At 40.7% G+C, this 20,912-nt stretch carries 27 protein-coding genes; 10 read left to right on the forward strand and 17 right to left on the reverse strand.

Translation table 11 applies throughout. From position 1 onward, the window contains the following. Positions 1–153: 153 nt before the first annotated feature. From trmD to rpsP, 5 genes are all read right to left on the reverse strand, one after another. A complete protein-coding gene (gene trmD / locus E6139_RS03095) occupies positions 154–891 on the reverse strand; it encodes a tRNA (guanosine(37)-N1)-methyltransferase TrmD (RefSeq protein ID WP_316401593.1) in 738 nt (245 codons plus the stop codon). Next, positions 881–1,405: a ribosome maturation factor RimM gene (gene rimM, locus E6139_RS03100; RefSeq protein WP_316401594.1), complete on the reverse strand. Its 525-nt coding sequence runs from the start codon at positions 1,403–1,405 to the stop codon at positions 881–883. Before rimM ends, trmD begins: the two co-directional genes overlap by 11 nt. 23 nt (positions 1,406–1,428) lie before the next feature. Then, positions 1,429–2,262 carry a membrane lipoprotein lipid attachment site-containing protein gene (locus E6139_RS03105; protein WP_316401595.1) on the reverse strand — a complete coding sequence of 278 codons (834 nt, stop codon included), beginning with the start codon at positions 2,260–2,262 and terminating at the stop codon, positions 1,429–1,431. A 79-nt stretch (positions 2,263–2,341) separates the two neighbouring features. Next, a complete protein-coding gene (locus tag E6139_RS03110) occupies positions 2,342–2,587 on the reverse strand; it encodes a KH domain-containing protein (RefSeq protein WP_216410318.1) in 246 nt (81 codons plus the stop codon). Positions 2,588–2,598: 11 nt separating this feature from the next. Further along, positions 2,599–2,874, reverse strand: a complete 276-nt coding sequence (gene rpsP, locus E6139_RS03115) for a 30S ribosomal protein S16 (protein WP_010740297.1) — start codon at positions 2,872–2,874, stop codon at positions 2,599–2,601. 192 nt (positions 2,875–3,066) lie between these two features. Here rpsP and E6139_RS03120 point away from each other — a divergent pair, with 192 nt between their 5' ends. Together E6139_RS03120 and E6139_RS03125 are read left to right on the forward strand one after the other, a co-directional pair. Next, complete coding sequence (locus tag E6139_RS03120) at positions 3,067–3,621, forward strand: NAD(P)H-dependent oxidoreductase (RefSeq protein ID WP_316401596.1); 555 nt, start codon at positions 3,067–3,069, stop codon at positions 3,619–3,621. A 117-nt stretch (positions 3,622–3,738) separates the two neighbouring features. Further along, complete coding sequence (locus tag E6139_RS03125; RefSeq protein ID WP_316401597.1) at positions 3,739–4,386, forward strand: N-acetyltransferase; 648 nt, start codon at positions 3,739–3,741, stop codon at positions 4,384–4,386. A gap of 70 nt (positions 4,387–4,456) precedes the next feature. On the opposite strand, the gene E6139_RS03130 is transcribed toward E6139_RS03125, so the two are convergent. Beyond that, entirely contained in the window at positions 4,457–4,969 is a 513-nt protein-coding gene (locus E6139_RS03130; protein WP_316401598.1) for a dihydrofolate reductase family protein, read from the reverse strand. Positions 4,970–5,051: 82 nt separating this feature from the next. Beyond that, positions 5,052–5,621, reverse strand: a complete 570-nt coding sequence (locus E6139_RS03135) for a DNA-3-methyladenine glycosylase I (protein ID WP_316401599.1) — start codon at positions 5,619–5,621, stop codon at positions 5,052–5,054. Positions 5,622–5,815: 194 nt separating this feature from the next. On the opposite strand from E6139_RS03135, the gene E6139_RS03140 reads away from it, so the two are divergent. Genes E6139_RS03140 through E6139_RS03155 form a run of 4 tightly spaced genes read left to right on the forward strand, consistent with a single transcriptional unit; the run spans position 5,816 to position 8,883 of the window. Further along, complete coding sequence (locus tag E6139_RS03140; protein ID WP_316401601.1) at positions 5,816–6,202, forward strand: GntR family transcriptional regulator; 387 nt, start codon at positions 5,816–5,818, stop codon at positions 6,200–6,202. Further along, the gene (locus tag E6139_RS03145; RefSeq protein WP_316401602.1) at positions 6,199–7,083 is read left to right on the forward strand and encodes an ABC transporter ATP-binding protein; all 885 of its coding nucleotides are present in this window, start codon (positions 6,199–6,201) and stop codon (positions 7,081–7,083) included. Before E6139_RS03140 ends, E6139_RS03145 begins: the two co-directional genes overlap by 4 nt. Beyond that, positions 7,080–8,273 (forward strand): ABC transporter permease, encoded by a 1,194-nt coding sequence (locus E6139_RS03150; RefSeq protein WP_316401604.1) that lies wholly within the window; start codon positions 7,080–7,082, stop codon positions 8,271–8,273. The genes E6139_RS03145 and E6139_RS03150 overlap by 4 nt, the downstream gene beginning before the upstream one ends. A gap of 4 nt (positions 8,274–8,277) precedes the next feature. Then, positions 8,278–8,883 carry a VanZ family protein gene (locus tag E6139_RS03155; RefSeq protein ID WP_316401605.1) on the forward strand — a complete coding sequence of 202 codons (606 nt, stop codon included), beginning with the start codon at positions 8,278–8,280 and terminating at the stop codon, positions 8,881–8,883. Positions 8,884–8,938: 55 nt separating this feature from the next. Here E6139_RS03155 and ffh read toward each other — a convergent pair whose 3' ends face one another. From ffh to E6139_RS03170, 3 genes are read right to left on the reverse strand one after another with little or no spacing between them, the layout of a single operon-like run. After that, positions 8,939–10,354: a signal recognition particle protein gene (gene ffh, locus E6139_RS03160; protein WP_316401606.1), complete on the reverse strand. Its 1,416-nt coding sequence runs from the start codon at positions 10,352–10,354 to the stop codon at positions 8,939–8,941. Positions 10,355–10,369: 15 nt separating this feature from the next. Beyond that, positions 10,370–10,708 carry a putative DNA-binding protein gene (locus E6139_RS03165; RefSeq protein WP_316401607.1) on the reverse strand — a complete coding sequence of 113 codons (339 nt, stop codon included), beginning with the start codon at positions 10,706–10,708 and terminating at the stop codon, positions 10,370–10,372. After that, positions 10,708–11,169, reverse strand: coding sequence for a DUF523 domain-containing protein (locus E6139_RS03170; RefSeq protein ID WP_316401608.1), 462 nt, complete (start codon positions 11,167–11,169; stop codon positions 10,708–10,710). The genes E6139_RS03165 and E6139_RS03170 overlap by 1 nt, the downstream gene beginning before the upstream one ends. A 118-nt stretch (positions 11,170–11,287) precedes the next feature. On the opposite strand from E6139_RS03170, the gene E6139_RS03175 reads away from it, so the two are divergent. Next, entirely contained in the window at positions 11,288–11,983 is a 696-nt protein-coding gene (locus E6139_RS03175) for a response regulator transcription factor (protein WP_316401609.1), read from the forward strand. Next, positions 11,980–13,716, forward strand: a complete 1,737-nt coding sequence (locus tag E6139_RS03180; protein WP_316401610.1) for an ATP-binding protein — start codon at positions 11,980–11,982, stop codon at positions 13,714–13,716. Before E6139_RS03175 ends, E6139_RS03180 begins: the two co-directional genes overlap by 4 nt. Positions 13,717–13,818: 102 nt before the next feature. Here the strand turns inward: E6139_RS03180 and E6139_RS03185 are convergent, their stop codons facing one another. Continuing rightward, complete coding sequence (locus E6139_RS03185; protein WP_316401611.1) at positions 13,819–14,691, reverse strand: phosphate ABC transporter substrate-binding protein PstS family protein; 873 nt, start codon at positions 14,689–14,691, stop codon at positions 13,819–13,821. Positions 14,692–14,938: 247 nt separating this feature from the next. Between E6139_RS03185 and E6139_RS03190 the strand changes: the two genes are divergently transcribed. Beyond that, entirely contained in the window at positions 14,939–15,139 is a 201-nt protein-coding gene (locus tag E6139_RS03190) for a hypothetical protein (protein WP_316401612.1), read from the forward strand. A gap of 38 nt (positions 15,140–15,177) precedes the next feature. Here E6139_RS03190 and E6139_RS03195 read toward each other — a convergent pair whose 3' ends face one another. Next, positions 15,178–16,344 carry a pyridoxal phosphate-dependent aminotransferase gene (locus E6139_RS03195; protein ID WP_316401613.1) on the reverse strand — a complete coding sequence of 389 codons (1,167 nt, stop codon included), beginning with the start codon at positions 16,342–16,344 and terminating at the stop codon, positions 15,178–15,180. A 340-nt stretch (positions 16,345–16,684) separates the two neighbouring features. On the opposite strand from E6139_RS03195, the gene E6139_RS03200 reads away from it, so the two are divergent. Next, entirely contained in the window at positions 16,685–17,068 is a 384-nt protein-coding gene (locus E6139_RS03200; protein ID WP_316401614.1) for a hypothetical protein, read from the forward strand. 39 nt (positions 17,069–17,107) lie between these two features. On the opposite strand, the gene E6139_RS03205 is transcribed toward E6139_RS03200, so the two are convergent. The 5 genes from E6139_RS03205 to E6139_RS03225 all read right to left on the reverse strand — a co-directional run bounded on the left by E6139_RS03205 (position 17,108) and on the right by E6139_RS03225 (position 20,876). Then, a complete protein-coding gene (locus E6139_RS03205; RefSeq protein WP_316401615.1) occupies positions 17,108–18,025 on the reverse strand; it encodes an AraC family transcriptional regulator in 918 nt (305 codons plus the stop codon). Positions 18,026–18,175: 150 nt separating this feature from the next. Further along, positions 18,176–18,364 carry a DUF6440 family protein gene (locus tag E6139_RS03210; RefSeq protein ID WP_316401616.1) on the reverse strand — a complete coding sequence of 63 codons (189 nt, stop codon included), beginning with the start codon at positions 18,362–18,364 and terminating at the stop codon, positions 18,176–18,178. 207 nt (positions 18,365–18,571) lie between these two features. Further along, a complete protein-coding gene (locus tag E6139_RS03215; protein ID WP_316401617.1) occupies positions 18,572–19,399 on the reverse strand; it encodes a MerR family transcriptional regulator in 828 nt (275 codons plus the stop codon). Positions 19,400–19,420: 21 nt separating this feature from the next. Then, entirely contained in the window at positions 19,421–20,161 is a 741-nt protein-coding gene (locus tag E6139_RS03220) for an ABC transporter permease (RefSeq protein WP_316401618.1), read from the reverse strand. Then, entirely contained in the window at positions 20,154–20,876 is a 723-nt protein-coding gene (locus E6139_RS03225; RefSeq protein ID WP_316401619.1) for an ABC transporter ATP-binding protein, read from the reverse strand. Before E6139_RS03225 ends, E6139_RS03220 begins: the two co-directional genes overlap by 8 nt. Positions 20,877–20,912 lie beyond the last annotated feature (36 nt).

Below are 20,912 nucleotides of genomic sequence, written 5' to 3' on the forward strand. Positions count from 1 at the left end.
GATACTCTTTGTAGCAGGATGGTTACGTATCGTAGCACATTGAATTTTAAGAGTAAAAAGGCTCAAAAAGCTTTATAAAAGTAAAGTCGAATGACCGTTTACTTTCTTTTCGGAAAGTAAATAGTCATTCGACTTGTTGAACATCTCTATTCATTACTTCTCTTCTTGTTTTATCTCTTTTAAGAATTTTTCCATCTCTGGTGTCAATTCTAAATTTTCTAGCATATCTGGTCGTCGTAAATAGGTACGACGCAGGGATTCCTTCAATTGCCATTCTTCGATCAGGCGATGATTGCCATTCATCAAGACCTCTGGCACACCCATTCCTTCGAATTCTGCTGGACGGGTGTATTGCGGATGCTCCAACAATCCAGTTGAATGGGAATCAGTTTTCGCCGAAGTCTGGTTGCCTAAAACATCCGGTAATAAACGGACGGTCGCATCAATCATCACCATCGCACCAAGCTCGCCGCCAGTCAGGACATAATCTCCTAGTGAAACTTCATCTGTCACCAATGAACGAATTCGCTCATCATAGCCTTCATAATGTCCGCAGATGAACACCAATTGTTCTTCCTGCGAAAATTCTTCCGCCATCTTCTGATTGAAGGGTTTCCCCGCTGGATCAAGCAAGATTACTCGTTTTTTTTGTTCGCCGGTTTCTGCTTCGATGGCTTTCAGATTATCATAGATTGGCTGGACCTTCAGCAGCATTCCTGCTCCGCCGCCATAGGGATAGTCATCGACTTGTTTGTGTTTGTTATCCGAATATTGGCGGAAATCATGAACATTGATTTCTAACAAGTCTTTTTCAACGGCTTTTCCAATGATTGATTCACCAAGCGGCCCTTCGATCATTTTAGGAAAAATCGTCAATACATCAATCCGCATCGTCCAACAACCCTTCTGGAATCTCCACATGGACGACTCCTTCTGTTAGGTCAATGTCCTTAACGACGGATTCGATGTAAGGAATCAATGCATCTTTTTTTCCTTTTCGTTTGACTACCCAGACATCATTGGCGCCAGGAGATAGAATTTCGGTGATTTTACCGATTTCTTTATCATTCTCATCTACAACGACTAGTCCGATGATCTCATGATAATAATATTCATGCTCATCCAACTCACCCATTTGTTTTTCTGAGATTTTTAAAATACCATCGCGAAAGGCTTCAACATCATTGATATTGGGATAACCTTCAAAGCTAAGCAAATCAAAATTCTTATGTCTGCGATAGCTTGCGATCGTTAAAGGAAGAACATCTTGATTGTCACGGAATAGAAACAGCTGTTCTCCGACTTGATAACGTTCTTCGGTAAAGTCAGTGGTAGAAATTACTCGTACTTCTCCGCGAATCCCGTGAGTATTGACGATCTTTCCGACTTTGTAATAATTAGTCACGTAGTTTCCTCTTTCTGCTTCAGCTATTTTGCCATTGAGACAGCCATCTTCAGGGCGCTCATTGAATCGGCATTCATGATTTTATATACAGTTTGATTATTTTGCCAAACCACACTATTGGATTGAAGATCACCCTTGGCAACCCGCAATGAGATCTGTCCAGCATCATGAGGTACTGGCAAGAAAGCTCCTTCCAGATATTCAACCGTTTGTTTCGCTAACGGAACAGGATCTTCTTCTTCAAGGTTGTTCGCTCTTACCGCAAGACTCCAATTACCTTCTTTCCACATAAGAAAACTAGACCCCGCACCTGCACTTCGATAACCGGTAATGTTATGCCCTAGATCCACCTGTTGACCATTTGGATCAAAAGTTTGACCAACTTCATTTTGCGCCGTTTCTTTTGAATCAAAGGCTTGACGCTGGAACTCAGCAACTGGTGTCTGTTTCTTCAAGGCCGGATCGTTAAACGGTGTTTCTTCATTAACCTCATAATAACTGACCTTTAGTATACCTTGCTCTTCAGAAGCGGCGATGCCGATTTCTTTCCCTCCACTGATGGTTGCAGGATCAGGGAACGTGTCATTTGGGTAGTTGGCTTGAAGCTCATCCATGGCTGACATCGCATGATTGCCATGAGATGAATCTGTTTTGGACGAACTTGTTTGAGTTTTCGTGCTGGACGTATTTGAACTAGAAATTGAATTGCTTTCTGAACTAGACGTACTTACCTTCGAACTGGTCTTTTCAGTTGCGGCAGCTGTCGACTTCGTGGTGCTATCTTTTGAATCATTGTTTCCAGAATTACAAGCAGCTAATACAAACAACGCACTGAACAACAACAAATATTTTTTCATGATGGAACACCTCCACCCCTAGTTTACCGTACTTCTAATGAAAAAACACCCGAATCAAACTGACTCGAGTGTTCTTGCTTTATTTACCATCCACGATGTTGAGACGAACTTTTTTCGGTCCATTGGTTCGAACGCTATACACGATCGTACGGATTGCTTTCGCTACTCGACCTTGTTTTCCGATGATTCTGCCGATATCTTCAGGTGCAACGGTTAGGTTGTACTCAAAGAAATCTTTCGATTCTTCGATCTCTAACTTCACTTCTTCAGGTTTTGTCACCAAAGGGTGGACAATGGTCAACACAAGGTTAGTTAAATCTTGCATAATTGATCACCTTACTTCTTAGCGAATTTAGCGTCGTGGTGTTTTTGCATGATGCCTTCTTTAGAAAGGATGTTGCGAACGGTATCAGAAGGTTGTGCACCTTTTTGTAACCAGTTTAAAACATCTTCTTCTTTTAATACGACTTCTGCAGGGTTCTTCAAAGGATTGTAAGTACCCACAGTTTCGATAAAACGTCCATCACGAGGAGAACGAGAATCAGCAACAACGATACGGTAGAAAGGTTTCTTTTTAGAACCCATACGTTTCAAGCGGATTTTAACTGCCATTGTATAACTACACCTCCATATAATTAATCACAAGATGTAGTCTAACACGCTTTTGATTAGCTGTAAAGAGTTTTTTCTTTACAGTCTGTTTTTTCTTCCAAAGCATATCCTTTGCATGATTTACTTATTTTTTGTAAGATACATTCATAAGATAACTTATGTATTTCAATCAAAAAAATTGGAGGAATTATAATGACAAAAACAATTGGTATTTTAGTAGGCAGCCTGCGCAAAGATTCTTACAATAAAATCGTTGCTAAGAAATTTGCAGAATTATTGCCTGATGGATTTGAAGCAAAATTTATTGAGATCGGTGACCTTCCTTTTTATAATGAAGATCTTGATGTTGAGGGTTCTATTCCAGAAACATGGACACGATTCCGTAAGGATGTTAACAGTGTCGACGGCTTATTCTTCGTAACTCCAGAATACAACCGTTCTGTACCTGCAGCGTTAAAAAATGCGTTAGATGTTGGTTCTCGTCCAATGGGCAGCAGCGTTTGGGGCGGTAAACCTGGTCTAGTCGTGACTGTCTCTCCTGGTGGTCCTGGTGGATTCGGTGCTAACCACGCATTACGTCAATCATTAGTCTTCTTGGATGTTCCTACTTTGCAACAGCCAGAAGCATACATCGGCGGCATCATGAACCTAGTGGATAACGATGGTCATATCGCTGATGGAACTGTTGAATTCTTCAAGACAATTACTGATAAGTATATTGAGTTCTTCAATAAATTAGTAAAATAAGCCATGAATGAGGATGCACGCATATATTGCTGCATCCTTTTTTTGTGCTATTCGGCTGATTCCTACAATTTATCCTGTGCTATACTAAAAGGAATAAGACGTATTGGAGGGAATTATTTGACTGTTACTATTAGATTGGAAGAACCAAAGGATTATCGCATCGTAGAAGAAATCACGCGTGAAGCTTTCTGGAATTTATATGTACCGGGTGCCGAGGAACACTACCTTGCACACACGCTTCGTAAACATCCCGATTTTATTCCAGAATTGACCTTTGTGATTGAATTAGATGGGAAAATTATCGGAAGTATTTTTTATAGTAAAGCAAAAATCGTTGATGCTGAAGGCAATGAATATCCAGTAATTTCCTTTGGTCCTGTCAGTATCGCCCCTGAGTATCATCGCCAAGGGTATGGGCGGCTGCTGATCGAGCACTCTATCAAAGAAGCAAAACGCTTAGGCTATGAAGCGATTGTCATTGGCGGCTTCCCTTACCACTATCATCCCTATGGCTTTATCGGTTCGAAAAAATACAATATCTCTATGCCGGACGGAAAGTTTTATACAGGTATCATGGCATTGCCGTTAAAAGAAGGTGCACTCGACAATGTCAGCGGTCATATCATTTTCTCAGAAGGAATGTATCCTGACCACGACGGACTGGAAGCCTATGACCAGACCTTCCCTGCAAAAGAGAAAAAAGTCGAACCCCGCCAAGCAAAATTTGAAGCCGCTGCAAGTCAGATCGATAACAACGAATATTAAAAAAAAAGTCGAACGCTGATCTACTTTCCTAATAGAAAGTCATATCAGCGTTCGCTTTTTTGTTCAGCGTTTATTTTTTTAAATGTAATTGTGCAAACTGTCCGAACTGTTCTGTTTCAAGCAATTGTAATTTTTGTTGGTTTGCTTGCGGCAGGAACAGCGGCACCCCTTCTCCTAAAAGGATTGGTACGATTTGAATCCACCACTCGTCGATCAACTCGGCTTCGATCACTGGCTGCAATAAGGCACCGCCGCCAACGACCCAAACGGTTTTGTCCGCGGGTAATTCCTGAATGAATGTCACAGGTTCTTCACTGACCACCTGCATATTCTCATCGACTTGGATAGCCGAATGACTGAAAATGAAGTTCTCCTTTTCTGGATAAATCTCTTCCAGCTCCGCATCACGCTTTACTACTTCGTACGTTCGCCGCCCCATCATCGTATAGTCAATCGTCTGATAAAACGCATCATAAGGAACCAGTTCGCCCCCTTCTTGATGATACAACCATTCTAAACCATCTTTTTTATCTGCTAAATAACCATCTAAACTGATCGCTCCGTAAAAGACTGCTCTCGCCATAACCTGCACCTCGCTTTGTTAGTAAACTCATTGTATCAAGCAAATGATTCTGTTCAACTTTATTGCTTAAGAACCAAACTGCCTATTTCGCACTGTGCAATTCTTTATAACGAAAACAAGCCATCTCATGATCATTGACGATTCCTACCGCCTGTAAAAATGCGTAGATTGTCGTACTGCCGACAAATTTGAAGCCGCGTTTCTTCAGGTCTTTGGCAATTCGATCGGATAGCTCTGTTTTAGCGGGAACTTCTGAAACATTACTAATTTTATTATCTACTACCTGATGATCAGTGAAGCCCCATAAATAATCAGAGAAACTTAATCCCTCCGCCTGCATTTCTAATACTTTTTGCGCATTAATGATTGCCGCCTCGATTTTCCGGCGATTACGAATAATCCCCGCATCCTGCATCAAAGCTTCCACTTTGGCTTCATCAAAATTCGCTACTTTTTCGATGTCAAATTGTTCATACGCTTGATCAAAATTGTCCATCTTGTTCAAAATCGTTTGCCAGCTTAAACCTGCTTGGTTCATATCCAGAACCAGCTTACGGAAAAGGCGCTGATCATCATATTCAGGAACACCCCATACCGTATCATGATACACCTGCATATTTTCATTACTACCTGACCAATTACAACGATACATCTTAATCACTCCTATTGCTTATTAAATTTCTATTTCGCACTATGCGAACGGCAAAAAGTTGGACTGACATCCTATTTCCAGCTCGAAAAACGAACATACGCTCCCCTATAGTATAGCAGAAATTGAAAAAAAGTCATTGCCTAACTTTAGTGTACTATGTATACTAGTACACGTAGATACATGGAGGTGAGTGTATGGTTCGTATCGATAAAAATAGCAGCCGCGCCTATTATGAGCAATTAGTGCTAGGAATCAAAGAAGATATCTTGCATGGCATTTTGCAGCCAGGAGACAAGATTCCTTCAGTTCGCGAAATGGCCAAACAGCTGTTAATGAACCCAAATACCATCAGTAAGGCATATAAGGTGCTTGAGACTGAGAAGGTTTTAGTCACGGTCAAAGGCAAAGGTACCTTTGTGCGAGCGATCGAAGAAACACCCAGAGATGAAATCCGTGTCCAAGAATTAAAAGAAAATCTGAATGAGCTCGTCATTGAAGCTCGTCATTTACAGATTACTCAAAAAGAATTAGTAACTTGGATACGAGAAGCAGAAAAGAGTTTGGGAGGTCAGTCAACATGATTGTCAAAAATTTGAACAAAACAATTGATCAGCATACGATCCTTAAAAATATAGACTTTGAGTTATCAGAAAATGAAGTTGTTGGCCTAGTTGGCCGTAATGGCTCTGGTAAGACGACGCTATTTCGCATATTAGCAAATCATTATCTACCTGATGGTGGCGATATCATGATCGATCAGAAATCGATTGTTGAACATCCAGAAGTTAAGCAGGAAATCTTCTTTATTGATGAGAAGGAAAACTTCTTACGAACCTATTCACTTAAAAAGATCGCTGCATTCTATCAATTAGCCTATCCAACATTCGATCAGCCATTATTTACAGATTTAATCAGCAAACATGACTTTTCCTTAAAGAGCAATTATCGACAGCTCTCAAAAGGCCAGCAAGGATTGTTCCAAATTATTTTAGCTGTGTGCTCCAATGCCAAATATCTACTACTGGATGAGCCTTTTGATGGTTTAGATATCATTATAAAAAAGGAAATGATTGGACTATTGATGGAACATTTGAGCGAGCATTCAAGAACCGCGTTGATTGCCTCACATAACTTAACAGAATTAGAAAACTTAGTTGATCGTGTCCTACTATTAAAAGAACAAACGATCATCAAAGATTACCGTTTAGAAGAAATGCGGGAAACAGCTAAAAAGCTGCAATTAGTATTCAAAACGAAAAAAGTGCCAACAGTAGTGAAGGAAAATTCGAAGATGCTCGACTTTCAAGGCCGTGTCGTTACCGTTGTCTTCGAAAACTTCTCAGAAGAACTCGAACAAGCCATCAAAGAATTCGAGCCGTTGGTATATGAAGAACTCCCCTTATCGCTGGAAGACCTCTTCGAAGCCAACCTAAAATCACATAGAAAGGGGATCTTGAAATGATCCGATCAATTTTTGTTGAACGCTATAAGAAAGTGTTGATTGCGGCTTGTTTACTGGTGATTGGTGTGGGTGTTTTTAATGCAGTGATTCAAAATAATCAATGGAAAGAAGTTTATAATGATCCGAATGCTAAAGCCAGTTTTGAAGAGAATCGTAATGAAATAACCTACTGGGATGAGGAAAAAGAGGAAAACGTACCTTATGCCTCTTATCAAGAGTACCGAAATTCTCAATTGTTGTTTTATACGTCCTATTTGCCTTACTCTAAATCATTAAGAGCGTCAGACTATTCTTCAGATACCTCTTATCAGTCACACTTTACGACATATTTTAACAGTGCATTGTTACTGCTCGTTCCACTAATCGGCTTTCTACTTTTCTTTATTGATCAAAAAACGGGCTTCAACCAATTCCTTTTTTCTTTAGGAGCGTCACGGAAAGAGTTATTTAAGAAAAAAATTATCTACCTTGCCATACCTGTTCTTTTATCTATCTTAGTTGGACAATCATTATATGCTTTATTGATTCATAGTTTGATTCCAGCGCCTTATATGAACGCTACTTTGGGGCAGTTGTTTACCTCAGTAATCAGTAATTTTTCTTTGTTATTCTTTTTATTTTGTTCCAGTGCTTTTATCGGATCAATGGTGGGAAACATTTTCTTTGGTCCATTGACCTTGGCTGTTTTTTTGCTTTTGAGAAGTTGGCTGCCAAACTCCATTTACTCCCTAGTGGATAATATCAAATTAGCAAGAGGCACTATCAACAAACCATTTTCAAGAACTTTATTTGTTGATTTTGTCGGCAAAATGGGTGGGAGCATATGGGCGAATGTAATTCTGGTCTTACTCGGTCTATTTCTTATGTTCTGGGCCTATAAAAAATATCAGAGTCTATCATTAGAAAATGACAACGCCTATCTTCTTCACAAGGAATCACGTTGGTCGATTTGGTGGTTAATGACACTTTTCACTTCATTCATTCTGAACCTGAATGTTTTTGATCCTTGGTCTAACTTTTTAATTAGAAAAATCTTTGAACATGTAAATGAGTCAATCATCGGTCCTATCCTAGTAAATGTCTCGGTCACTTTAACCGTTGGCTGTATCTGCGCCATTGTTGTATTCTTCAGTGGAATAACAAGAAAGGCAGCAAAGACATTTGACAAACTAAACCATCGAACGGGGTGATCCCATGACAGCTTTAGATATATTATTTCCTCTTTATCGAATCGGGTGTATCTTTCTGCCTTGTCTGATTTATCAGTACTTTTCACTGAGGAATAAACAGGAGAAAATTTTCATTTCATCCATGCTTTGGCGCTTCACTTTCTTGTTTTATCTCTATTTAGTGATCGATGTGACTGGTGTTGGCACACTAGAGGATATTTTCAGTTACCCGGAATTGATTCGTCTTGGTGAAATCAATCTTATTCCTTTTCAGTCAGGTGTCGGCCTGTTGAATATTTTGAATATTATCATGTTTGCTCCGTTGGGATTTTTATTACCGTTGATCTGGAAACAGTGTCGCAAATTATCTTCTACTGTTTTGTTAGGTTTCCAGTTTTCATTGATGATTGAGCTGCTACAGCTGTTTAATCGGCGGGCGACGGATATCGATGATTTATTAATGAATACGCTTGGGGCACTGATTGGTTTTCTGATCTGGTTGCTCTACCAGAAATTATTCAGAAAAACACTTCAACAGATTAATGCTTTCTCCAAACGAGAACCGCAAATCTATCTAATTTTGAGTCTTCTTGGCGTATTCTTTCTTTATCATTGGCGTTTCTTTCTATAAAAACAGCGTCTGCCTCATTTTCGAGACAGACGCTGTTTTTATCTAGCTTTTAAGCTTATTTGCGTTTCTTTTTTCTCTTCTTGTTTTTCTTGACCATGCGGTTCATAGCCATCTTGCCCATTTTACCCTTGATCCCTGTACCGAACATTTGATCCATTCCGGCTGGCATGCTGCCTTTGCTCATTTGCTGCATCATTTTCCGAGATTCTTTGAACTGTTTGATCATGCGGTTGACTTCGACAACTGAGTTTCCTGAACCGGCTGCGATCCGACGACGGCGGCTAGGATTTAACAAATCTGGATCTTCCCGCTCAGCTGGTGTCATAGAGTAGACCATCGCTTTTTTCCGTTCGACGTCTTTAGGATCAACTTTCACATTTTCGATACCCGGCATTTGGCTCATTCCTGGGATCATCTTCAATAGATCTTCGATTGGCCCCATACCCATCACTTGATCTAATTGTTCGATAAAGTCATTAAAGTCAAAGCTGTTTTCCTTCATCTTGCGAGCAAGTTCTTCAGCTTTTTGTTCGTCGTAATCTTGTTGGGCTTTTTCGATCAGGGTCAACATATCCCCCATACCCAAGATTCGACTAGACATCCGGTCTGGATGGAAGACTTCTAAGTCGGTTAGTTTTTCACCGGAACCGATGAATTTGATTGGCGCGCCCGTTACCGCACGGATTGATAGCGCCGCACCACCACGTGTGTCACCATCTAATTTAGTGATAACGACCCCAGTGATTCCTAGCTGTTCGTTAAAGCTTTGGGCCACGTTGACCGCATCTTGACCAGTCATGGCATCGACAACTAACAGAATTTCGTTTGGTTGCGCGATTTCTTTGATTTGCTTCAATTCGTCCATTAGGGCTTCGTCAATATGCAGACGACCGGCCGTATCGATCAAGACATAATCGTTTTTATTTTCGCGGGCTTGTTCCATCCCTTTACGCACGATTTCAACCGGGCTGACATCGGTACCCATATCAAAAACAGGAACACTTAATTGTTGTCCTAATACCTTTAATTGGTCAATCGCCGCTGGACGGTAAACGTCTCCTGCGATCATCAAAGGACGCGCTTTTTCGTTTTTAATTAATTGATTCGCTAATTTTCCGGCAAAGGTTGTTTTACCAGCCCCTTGCAAACCAGCCATCATGATAACCGTCGGAATTTTTGGTGATTTCTCAATGCCGACTGCTTCTGATCCCAAAGTCTTCGTTAATTCTTCATCAACGATTTTTACGATTTGTTGTGCGGGAGTCAAGCTCTCCAGAACTTCTACGCCCAAAGCACGGGTGCGGACTTCTTTGGTAAACTGCTTCACGACTTGTAAGTTTACGTCGGCTTCTAATAGAGCCAAACGGATCTCACGCATCATTTCTGTGATATCAGCTTCGGTGACCTTTCCTTTTTTCCGTAATTTCCCCATCGCAGCTTGTAGACGCTGCGTTAAACTTTCAAATGCCATTGCTTACTTTCCTTTCTATTCATCTAAATCTTGCAAGCCGGTGATTGCTTCGGCTAAAAACTCATCCTTGGGATAATGTTCGGTCACATACAGCGCCAGTTTGTCTAATTGCTCTTCTCTTACGATGTAATCAGAGAACAAATGCAGCTTGCGCTCGTAATCCTCCAAGATTTTTTCTGTTCTTTTGATATTATCATAAACCGCCTGACGACTCACCTGATATTCCTCAGCGATCTCGCCTAAAGAAAAATCATCGGCGTAATAAAGCTCCATATAGTTCATTTGCTTCTCAGTTAAAAGCGTCGCGTAAAATTCAAACAATGCGTTCATGCGATTCGTTTTTTCAAGCTCCATCACGTCATCCTCATTTCTTGCCAATTTTCTTCGGAGTATACCGGTAATCCCTGCTGGATAAAGTATGCTGTTGCCACGCCGACTCCTTTGATGCGGGTGCCGGAAAAGCTGCCGTCATAGATCAAACTGCTGCCGCAGGATGGACTTCTTTCTTTTAAAACAAGACCGGTGATTCCTTGCTTTTGCATTTCTTCAAAAGCTTTGATCGCCCCTTGTTTAAAAGCTTCAGTTACATCGTTACCTGCATTATCCATAACTTTGGCTTGATCGAGCCACACATCGAAGCCGTCGCCGCCTTGTATCTCAGCTGGATGCCGCGGTGTGGGCAGTCCGCCTAAAACTTCTGGACAAATCATGACCGCTTGGCCTGTTTCAACTAATTCCTTCAACGCCGTAATCTCATTTGATCCGCCATCATAACGACAAGCACTGCCGCCCAAACAAGCACTGATTCCTAACATTGTTATTTCTCCTAACAAATTAATAGAAAATAGGTGACAAAACTGCCTTCCCATTATACCATTTATTCAGGTATGGAAATAGTCTTTCATCAATGTTCTTAATAAAAAGGAGACACTTATGAAACGTGTATTAGTTGTAGACGATGAGATTTCGATCGTAAAGTTATTGAGCTTTAATTTAGAAAAAGAAGGCTACGCCGTCACTACCGCCGAAGACGGAAAAGAAGGCTATGAGCTAGCCTTGAATGAGAAATTTGATTTTATTATTTTAGACGTGATGCTTCCCTCGATGGATGGTCTGGAGATTGCCAAAAAGCTGCGGCAAGAAAAAGTTGACACGCCAATTTTGATGCTGACAGCCAAGGATGATGCGATTGACCGGATATTGGGATTGGAGATCGGAGCCGACGATTATTTGACCAAGCCGTTTTCTCCTCGAGAAGTCTTGGCTCGAATGAAGGCCATCTTCCGACGCGTAGAACCACGGCAGGAATCAGTTGAACATGAATACTTGTCAGCCGGTGAGATTAAGGCTGACCTATCAAATTATCAGGTGACTGTTCGCGGAGAGAAAATTGAGCTGACACCGAAAGAATTTGAATTGCTGGTTTATTTCATGAAACGCAAAGAACGAGTGATTGATCGCGACACCTTGCTTGATCGGATCTGGCAATATGACTTTTCTGGACAGAGTCGGATCGTGGACGTCCACGTTTCTCATCTCCGGGAAAAAATCGAAGTCGATCCTAAACACCCGCAGTATCTGCAAACCGTGCGGGGCTTCGGCTATAAGTTTCAGGTGCCGGAACAATGAAGCGCAAACACCTAGATTACCTTGTTCCGCTTCTGTTGATCTGCCTGCTTTTCTTTGGCAGTTGGAAATTGGCGAACCATTTTTATACGAAGGAACTATTGGAACAGCAGGAAGAATTCTTGACCAGTAATGGCGAGCTGATGATCCACCGTCTTAATTTGGATGAGCTGAATTCAGAAGACAATAAGCAGGCGATCGAGCGCTTTTCTAAGGAAGCCAATGATCGAATCACCTTATTAGATGCCAATGGGATGATCATTTTTGACAGTTCTGAGCCTCATCTTTCAGGCAGTCGAGAAAATCGACCGGAAGTAAAAACCGCTTTAAACAGCAACGATGTTGGGTCCTCGGTTCGTTACAGTACCACACTAAAAACTGAGTTGCTGTATACAGCCCAGCCAATCAGATCTGGGGATAAGACGGTTGGTATTTTACGGGTAGCGAAAAGAACTTCCGCTTTTCAACCAAAAACGCGGAATTTTCAACGGTCCATGTTTATTGTTTTACTTCTATTTTATGCATTTATCTATTTGATCATCTGCTACTTGACGTATCAACGGAATCGCCCAATTGAAACGGTACTGCCTGTCTTACAGCGGATGCTGAAAGAACCAGAAAAGAGCAATTATGTTATGCAGAATTCACCACAATGGCAAGAGCTCTATCTGACGGTCAATCAAATCGGCGAACAATTGAATGAAACATATGCCGCGTACACCTCCACTGAAGAGCAATTTTCAACGCTTTTTCACGAGTTAACCATCGGTGTTTTCATCATTGATACCGAAGGACGTTTTGTAATGATCAATCCAGCGATGGAAGAACTGTTGCAAATCGGCGGCGCGAGTCAGCATTATTATTGGCAAGTGATTGAAGACAATAAATTCATCCAGTTAATCCAACAGGTCCTAGTGGATAAGAATCAAGTCCATCAGGAAATCTCGACCAAGCTGCCCAGCTCGATGAATTTGGATATTCGTTTACGCTATATTGAAAATGAGCTCAAGGGAGATCAAATCATGGGGACCGTCTATGATTTAACCCATGTTCGTCGCTTAGAAAAAATCCAGAAAGATTTTGTCGGCAACGTTTCCCATGAATTAAAAACACCCGTCACCTCTTTACTAGGTTTCACTGAAACACTATTAGATGGAGCGAAGGACGATCCTGAATTGACCGCAGAATTTTTGACGATTATGCAAAACGATGCCAAACGCCTGCAGCGTCTGATCCAGGATATTATCGAATTATCAAAAGACAGTGAGGATCTTGCCGATGATCGGCAAACGATTGAACTGAATTACTTTCTGCAGCAGCAGATTGATTTGTATCAGCATTTACTGAAGGATAAACAAATCACCGTTACGATCAATGGGGCTGAGAATTGCTTCTATCAAACGCGGTTAACCTTCTTCCAGCCAATCATCAAAAACCTTTTGGAGAATGCGATCCAGTATTCGCCTGAAGAAAGTCAGATCGAGTTGAAGTACCGTTTGACGGATCAATTAGAAATAACGGTCATCGATCACGGCATCGGGATGTCTAGAGAAGACCAAAAAAGGATCTTTGAACGATTCTATCGAGTAGATAAAGCTCGCGCACGTCACTCCGGCGGAACAGGATTGGGGCTGGCAATCGTTAAGGAATACAGCGAAATTCTTGGTGGAACGGTAGAAGTCGAAAGTCATCCACAATTAGGTTCTACCTTTACCATTAAATTACCCAACAAATAAGGTGTAAATGTATCTTTTTCCTACATTACTGAACAGAAGAAAAGCCGAACAGCGAATTACTTTCTACTTTGAAAGTAAATCACTGTTCGGCTCTCTTTATTTTTATTTCACTGTTCCGTCAGCAGAGCGTTCTACCTTCATAGAAGTGATTGGTAGATAGCCCAATTCTTTAACAGGACCATTTTGGATATCATCGCTTGTCATATACTCCAAGAAATCTGCCAAAGATTTATCTGGTTTTCCATTTGTATACATGTGCTCATAAGACCAGATTGGCCATTTGTTGGTGGTAATGTTTTTGTCATTGGCTGTTACTCCATCTAGCTGCAAAGCTTGCAGACTGTCATCAACATAAGATAGTGCTAAGTAGCTGATTGCTCCTGGAGTTTGCGCCACGATTTTTTTCACCGTTCCCGATGAATCCTGTTCTTGTGACTGGATCGGCTCTTTGCCGTCTAATCCCCATTTTTCAAAAGTCGCACGCGTTCCGCTGCCTGAAGCACGGTTAACTACTTGGATCGCTTCGTCTTTTCCGCCAAGCTCTTTCCAGTTTTTGATCTTGCCCGTGAAAATATCGATCAATTGCTGCTTAGTGATATCTTTTACACCGACATCCTTATTGACTACTGGTACAAAACCAACGACCGCTACTTTGTGATCGACTAGTTTGCTTGCATCGACCCCGTCTTTTTCCTCAGCGAAAACATCGGAGTTTCCGATCTCAACAGAACCGCTCTCGACTTGGCTCAAGCCGGTCCCGCTACCGCCTCCTTGAACAGAGATTTGAACATTCGGATGATCCTGCGTATAGCTTTCCTGTGCCGCATCCACTAACGGCTGTAGCGCTGTTGAACCAACCGCTGTAATTTTTGTCATTTCCTCTTTTGTTGAATCGGAATCCTTCGCTGCATTCCCGCTGCCGCAACCGGCTAAAAGAACCCCTGAAAATGCTAATGCCAAAATAATTTTCTTCATCATGTACACTCCTCAGTTTAGATAATCAATAGATTTTTATAAGAAAATCGGTAGCGTTTAACCACCGTATCTCTTATTTTTAGTACACCGTTACTTTACCAATGGAACGTAAATATCTGATTGAAGGGATGTAAACGATCGGTAAAGAACTGTAAATATTTGGTAAAGACAAAATCTCTTACTTTTTATTAGTTCTGGTGTACAATACTGTTGCAATGAAAAATTCAAATGAGAGAAGCGAAACAAGATGTTAGTGATTACTTATGAATTAAACGACTCAGAAAAAGAAAAAACTTATGCCAGTGCCAATGATTTTGTCGCTGCACAATTAAAAGAAGTACCAGATCTACCTGACTATTATCATGTTGTGAAAGCAACAGTCGATGGTAAAGAAATTAACTTGGATGACAAAACCATCAGCGGCCTATTCAACTACTTAAACAAATAAAAGAAACGATCAAATCTTTTTCGATTTGATCGTTTCTTTTATTTTCCTAGATAAGTTGCTAAACGGTTCATCGCTTCAACTAGATTTTCCATCGAAGCCGCATAACTGATTCGGACATAGCCTTCCCCCTCTGGTCCAAAGGCAATTCCTGGAATAATTGCTAATTGATTTTTTTCGGCTAAATCAATACAGAAAGCCATGGAGTCTTGCTCATACTCGGCCGGAATCTTAGCGAAAATGTAAAATGCTCCTGAAGGACGAGCCACCTCAAAGCCAAGTTTTGTCATCGCCTGATAAACATAATCTCGTCGCTCACGGTATTCCTCCCGCATCACTTCCGCGTCAGAAATCCCTTGTACCAACGCCCGAACTGCTGCTTTTTGCGAGATCGTCGAAGCCGCTGTTACTAAATATTGATGAACTTTGATGATCTGTTCGACCAGCTCTGCTGGTGCAAAAATGAAGCCAATCCGCCAGCCAGTCATCGCATGGGATTTAGACAAGCCGTTGATGACGATCGTTTGTTCACGTAAATATTTTCCAAACGAGACATGCTTCGTCTCATAATTCAATTCACTATAAATCTCATCACTGATCACAAAAACAGGATATTTTTTCAGTGTCTCACTTAATGCGGACACTTCTGCCTCATTATAGGCAACCCCTGTCGGATTAGATGGTGATGTAATGATGACCGCTTTTACTTTATCTCCGTGCTCTGCCATCGCCTGATCAATTTGTTCCGGCGTCAAAACAAATCCCGTTTCTCTGGTGTCGATATAAACAGGTTCCGCTCCGGCTAATAAGATTAATGGTTCGTATCCCGGATAAGTTGGTGCCGGTAATAACACCTTGTCACCAGCCTCCAAAATGGATAGCAAGCTCGCCGATAATGCTTCCGTGGCCCCCACTGTCACCAAAACTTCTGTGGTTGGTTCATAATTGACCGTATATTTTTCAGATAAAAAACGGCTCGCTGCTTCTCGAACATCGATCAAGCCAGACATGCCGGTATAATGGCTGAAATTATCTTTGATCGCCTGCTGCCCTGCTTCTTTTACGTGCTCAGGGGTATTAAAATCCGGCTCGCCTAATGTCAGCTTCAGCATATTAGGAATTCCAGAGACTTTTTCATCAAATTGACGAATCAATGAGACGGCGATTTCATACACATTTTTGTTAAATCGATCTTGCAATTTATTCATATAACCCCTCCATTTCTAATCATATTATCACAATCTCTCAGATAGTAAAGAAAAAATATTCTGCGTCAGCGCAGCGATTCGAAAAGCAGAAGCGATCTTTCCTCTATAAAATATCTAGGACGAGTCATATTTTTACTTTCTCAACTATAATGTCTATTTCCTTTTTAGAATCGCAAAAATATTTTCTCAATAAAAAAATTTGATTCCAAAAAACTAATGGTTTGTTGATAGCAGCATAAAATAACTTTCATTATCCACTCTATTTTTCTATTTCCGTTGAATTGACCATTTGACAGTCATAAAATAACAATAGAAGAATATCTAAAGGAGGCATTTCCCCTTGCGTAAGATAAAACTCGTACAATTACCCTTCATATTCTATTTGATTCCTTATGTTCACCTATCCTTAGCCATTGACTATCTATTTGACTCGATCATAGGTATTTTCTTATTTTTACTGCTTACGATAATTATTGGTTTCTACGCTAAAATGACCAAGCAGCTTGCTTTATTGATTTTTGGTAATCTCATCAATATTATTTTGAGCTGCTCGTTGATTGTTTTCAAAAGTCCTTTAGTCAGCTTGTATCATTCCTCTTCACCCTTCGAAGCTGCTATTCCATTGATCGCTCTTTTTCTGATTACTCAGCTGACGGGTATTTTTTGGGGCTACATTCTTCGAAAAGAAAGCTCATTATCAATCAGCAAAGAAAAAAGACAATAAAAAACTTCGGATCGTAAAAAATCCGAAGTTTTTTTAGACCTAACCGACTAGTTCTTTTGTTGGTTTAATCCAGATTTCAATTTTTGGCTCGTTTGTCACATTGACATATTTTTGAATCAGGAACGGCTCCATATCCTCCATCCCGATTCCATGTCTTTTTAGCCAAGTTTCGAAGAAATAGTTATTCGCTTTATATAAAGCATCTTCGACTAAATATTCAAAGTTCTCCGCCTCAAAGGAGCAAACATAATACTCACCTGGTTTAATACAAAATTGATGGAAGTTTTCTACCTTACTGTCATCAGATTGACCACCGACAAAATACAGAACTTTTCCCGGTGTTGTATCATAAGTAAAATAATCAATTTCCAGCGCATCCTCTAATAAATTCGGAATAGCGTCCTTCTTCTCATGAAATTCATCCCACAGCTCAATCAACGTATTGACACCAACATTATTCATTTCTCGGGAATCAACTTGACTGGAAACACCTGTGTAATATTCCTCTTCATCAAGTCTTCGTTGATTCACTTCAAGCACCATATCATCCACCATTAACGGAACACTTTCATCCACCATCGTATAATAAATGGACAGATCCGGTTTCAAAAAGTCCGTCAAAAGTATTTTGTTTTTACGATAAGCTTCAGGTGTCACACCATAAAGCTCTTTGAATGCTTTTGTGAAAGTCTCATGACTGTTAAAGCCATACTCAACAGCAATATCGGCAATTCGACGATCGGTTGATTTCAGTAAAGGCTTTGCATTCGCGACTCTCCGAGCTTTGATGTATTCATTCACTGTTTTTCCGACTAAGCGGCTAAACAATTTTTGAAAATAATACATGGATAAAAAAGAAACCTGCGCCAATTCTTCAATTGTCATTTCCTCTTTGATATTATCTTCAATATAGTCCACTGATTTTTGAATAGCTTCCCAAGCATGCATCTTATCCATTCCCCCTAATTAAGTAATATCACTGACCTCATCCAACGAAACGTTTAAAAAAAATTTGATTGCACGTGCTGGCAAATGATGATTTGTTGGATTACTTTATAATAAAAGTTTAGCATAAGAATGAAGAGCAAGCTTGTTCGCTAGTGCTGTCTATTTTTTATCTAACTCTTCCACAGGAGTGATTATTGGTTTGCCATCTTGATCTAGTAAAGGTGTTAAACCGCCAGCATAGCCTACTTTATTGAACATATAGTTCACACCCGTCTCCCGATCAACAAAAATCATGATTGCATCCAATTTTCCTTGAGAATATACCCTTACAAAACGATCCTTTGCCATTTTTCATTCCTTCTTTCTGTTTTTTCGCTGTAACGCTTTCATTAAAACTAAATCTAGCGTAGCATAACGAACTAAGCCAAACAATCGCTTGTTGTCATTATTCTTCAAAAAATCACAATTATATAAGCTTCAATGAGATTATTTTCCTATGTATTCGGCAGGCTACGCAAAAAAAGAAACCTTTTTTCAAAGATTTCTTTTGATTGATTATATTTTCTTTACTGGAATCTGAATCTCAGTCAGCCACTCTTCTTCACTGTCCTTATTCCACATCCCATCGATATAATTTTCGCGTACATAATCGATGATCTCGTATCCATTATCCTCAGCAAATTTAATCGCTGCAGCAAATGCATTCGGGATTGAAGTGTACGGTCCCTTATGCATCGTACAGATTGCAGTAGGTATTTCATCAATCATTTTGAATTTCAAGTCACCGAAGTCTTCTTTCATTTCGGTCACAGCTTCACAAATTTCAATATCGATGTCCTCTTCTTTATATTCACCATCGTGATAAATATTAAAGCAATACTCGGGCATCGCGCAAATGCAGCCGGCTTTCTCCATCATAGCCCCCATTTCTGGAATCATTGAAGAAAGAGACTCAAAATCAGGAATAACTTTCCGTGTGGATGCAACGATAACTTCGGGTAATCTTTTGATTACCATATGGTAGTTTTCTTCTTCTTGCTGCAGGTATCCTTCGATCTGAGAAAGCATCGACATCCGTTCAGATATTTCCTTCATTAATTGCTGCTTCTTTTTTTGTAGTATTCGTTGTTCACTTTCTCCGTCCTGAACACGTTTGATTTCTTCGATGCTGTAGCCGATCCGACGAAGAGCCATCAGGCGATGCAGCGGTTCCAATTGACTAGAACTGTAATAACGATACCCATTATCAGGATCAATGAAGCGGGGACGCAGCAGCCCCACTTCATCATAGTAACGCAACGCTTTGATCGTCACCTGATTCATTTTTGAAAACATGCCGATCCGATATAATTTCTCCTCGACCTTTTCACATTCACGTTCCATGCAATCCCCCTCTTTTCATCTCTATTCCCAACGGAAGAATTTCGCCGCTAAGCCAAATCCGATAATACTGATCGCAACCAAAAGAATCAAGACAAATTGAGGATTCCCAACTGGTTGATTGAGGCTGACACTTTTTAACAGCTGCACTCCTTGCGTCAGCGGTAGAACACTCGCTACCTTCTGCATGCCGCTTGGAAAAAGTTCAAACGGAATCACGGCTCCGGACAAAAACAGCATCGGAAAATAAACCAGACTGCAGACCAGATTCGCAATCTTCATATTTTTACATAAACTCGCGATCAATAATCCTAAGCTATACATAGCAATCATAACCAAAAAGTAGCTGGCTATCAATAACATCCAGCTGCCCTGGATTCGGTAGCCAAGAAAGAAGACTGATACCAAAGCGACCAAACTAGCTGAGATCACAGCTGTCGCCATTGCAATCAATACCTGAGTAGCAATCAAATGTCCCGGTGACGCAGGCGTCACGAAGAAGTGCTTCAAAATTTTCTTATCACGATAATCACATATCGTTAACGGGATGCCCATGAATGCAGTCGCACAGATACCGACGACTAATAATGAGCTGAAGCTGCTGTCCAAAAATGTATAGGAAGTATTGCCCGCCTGCTTGTTTCCAGCGATCATCGTCGTTAACAGCAAGACTCCTAAGGGCATCCCGATTCCAAACAAAACACCATCAATCGAACGAAGGGCCAGCTTTCCTTCAACCTTTGCCAAACTAAGTACTTTATTCATCGTCATCCTCCCCCACAAACCAAAGATAAGCATCCTCCAAGTTGTCCTGAGAGCTCTCGGCCAACAGTTCAGGAATCGTTCCTTCTACAACTACGCTGCCGCGCTTAATCAGAAAGATCCGATCACACAAGATCTCGGCCTCTTCCATGTAGTGGGTCGTCAAAAAGATCGTCAAATTTGTTTCTTTAAGTTTCAGCAACGTCTGCCAAACATTCCGGCGAGCCTCAGTATCCAATCCCGTCGTCAATTCATCTAAGAAGATAATCTCCGGATCAGGTATCAAAGCTAAGACGATCGACAATTTTTGCTTTTCGCCGCCAGAGAGCTTCTCAACAAATTGAGTTTCAAACTTTTCTAATTTGAATAATTTCAATAACTCTTGATAATCTCGCGGTTGCTGATACAAACTCGAGAGTTCTCGACACAATTCACCTACCCGAATATTATTCTGATAACTGGAAGATTGAAGCTGAACCCCAACTTTCTCAAAAACTTCCCGCCGCCGTTTTCGTGGGTCTAATCCTAAAATTCTGGTCGAACCTTGATCTGGTCGTTTGATGCCCAAAAGTGTTTCGATAGTGGTTGTTTTCCCCGCTCCATTTGGTCCCAACAGACCAAAAACTTCACCTTTGTTAATGGTGAAGGAGAGTTGGTTGACGATTTTCTTTCCGCCGATTTCTTTTGTTAGTTGATCCGCTACGATAGCTGTACTCACATGATCCTCCCCTTTCATCAACAGAATACTGTCTCC

Source organism: Enterococcus sp. (genome assembly GCF_032555305.1).
In the GTDB taxonomy this organism is placed as follows: domain Bacteria; phylum Bacillota; class Bacilli; order Lactobacillales; family Enterococcaceae; genus Enterococcus_A.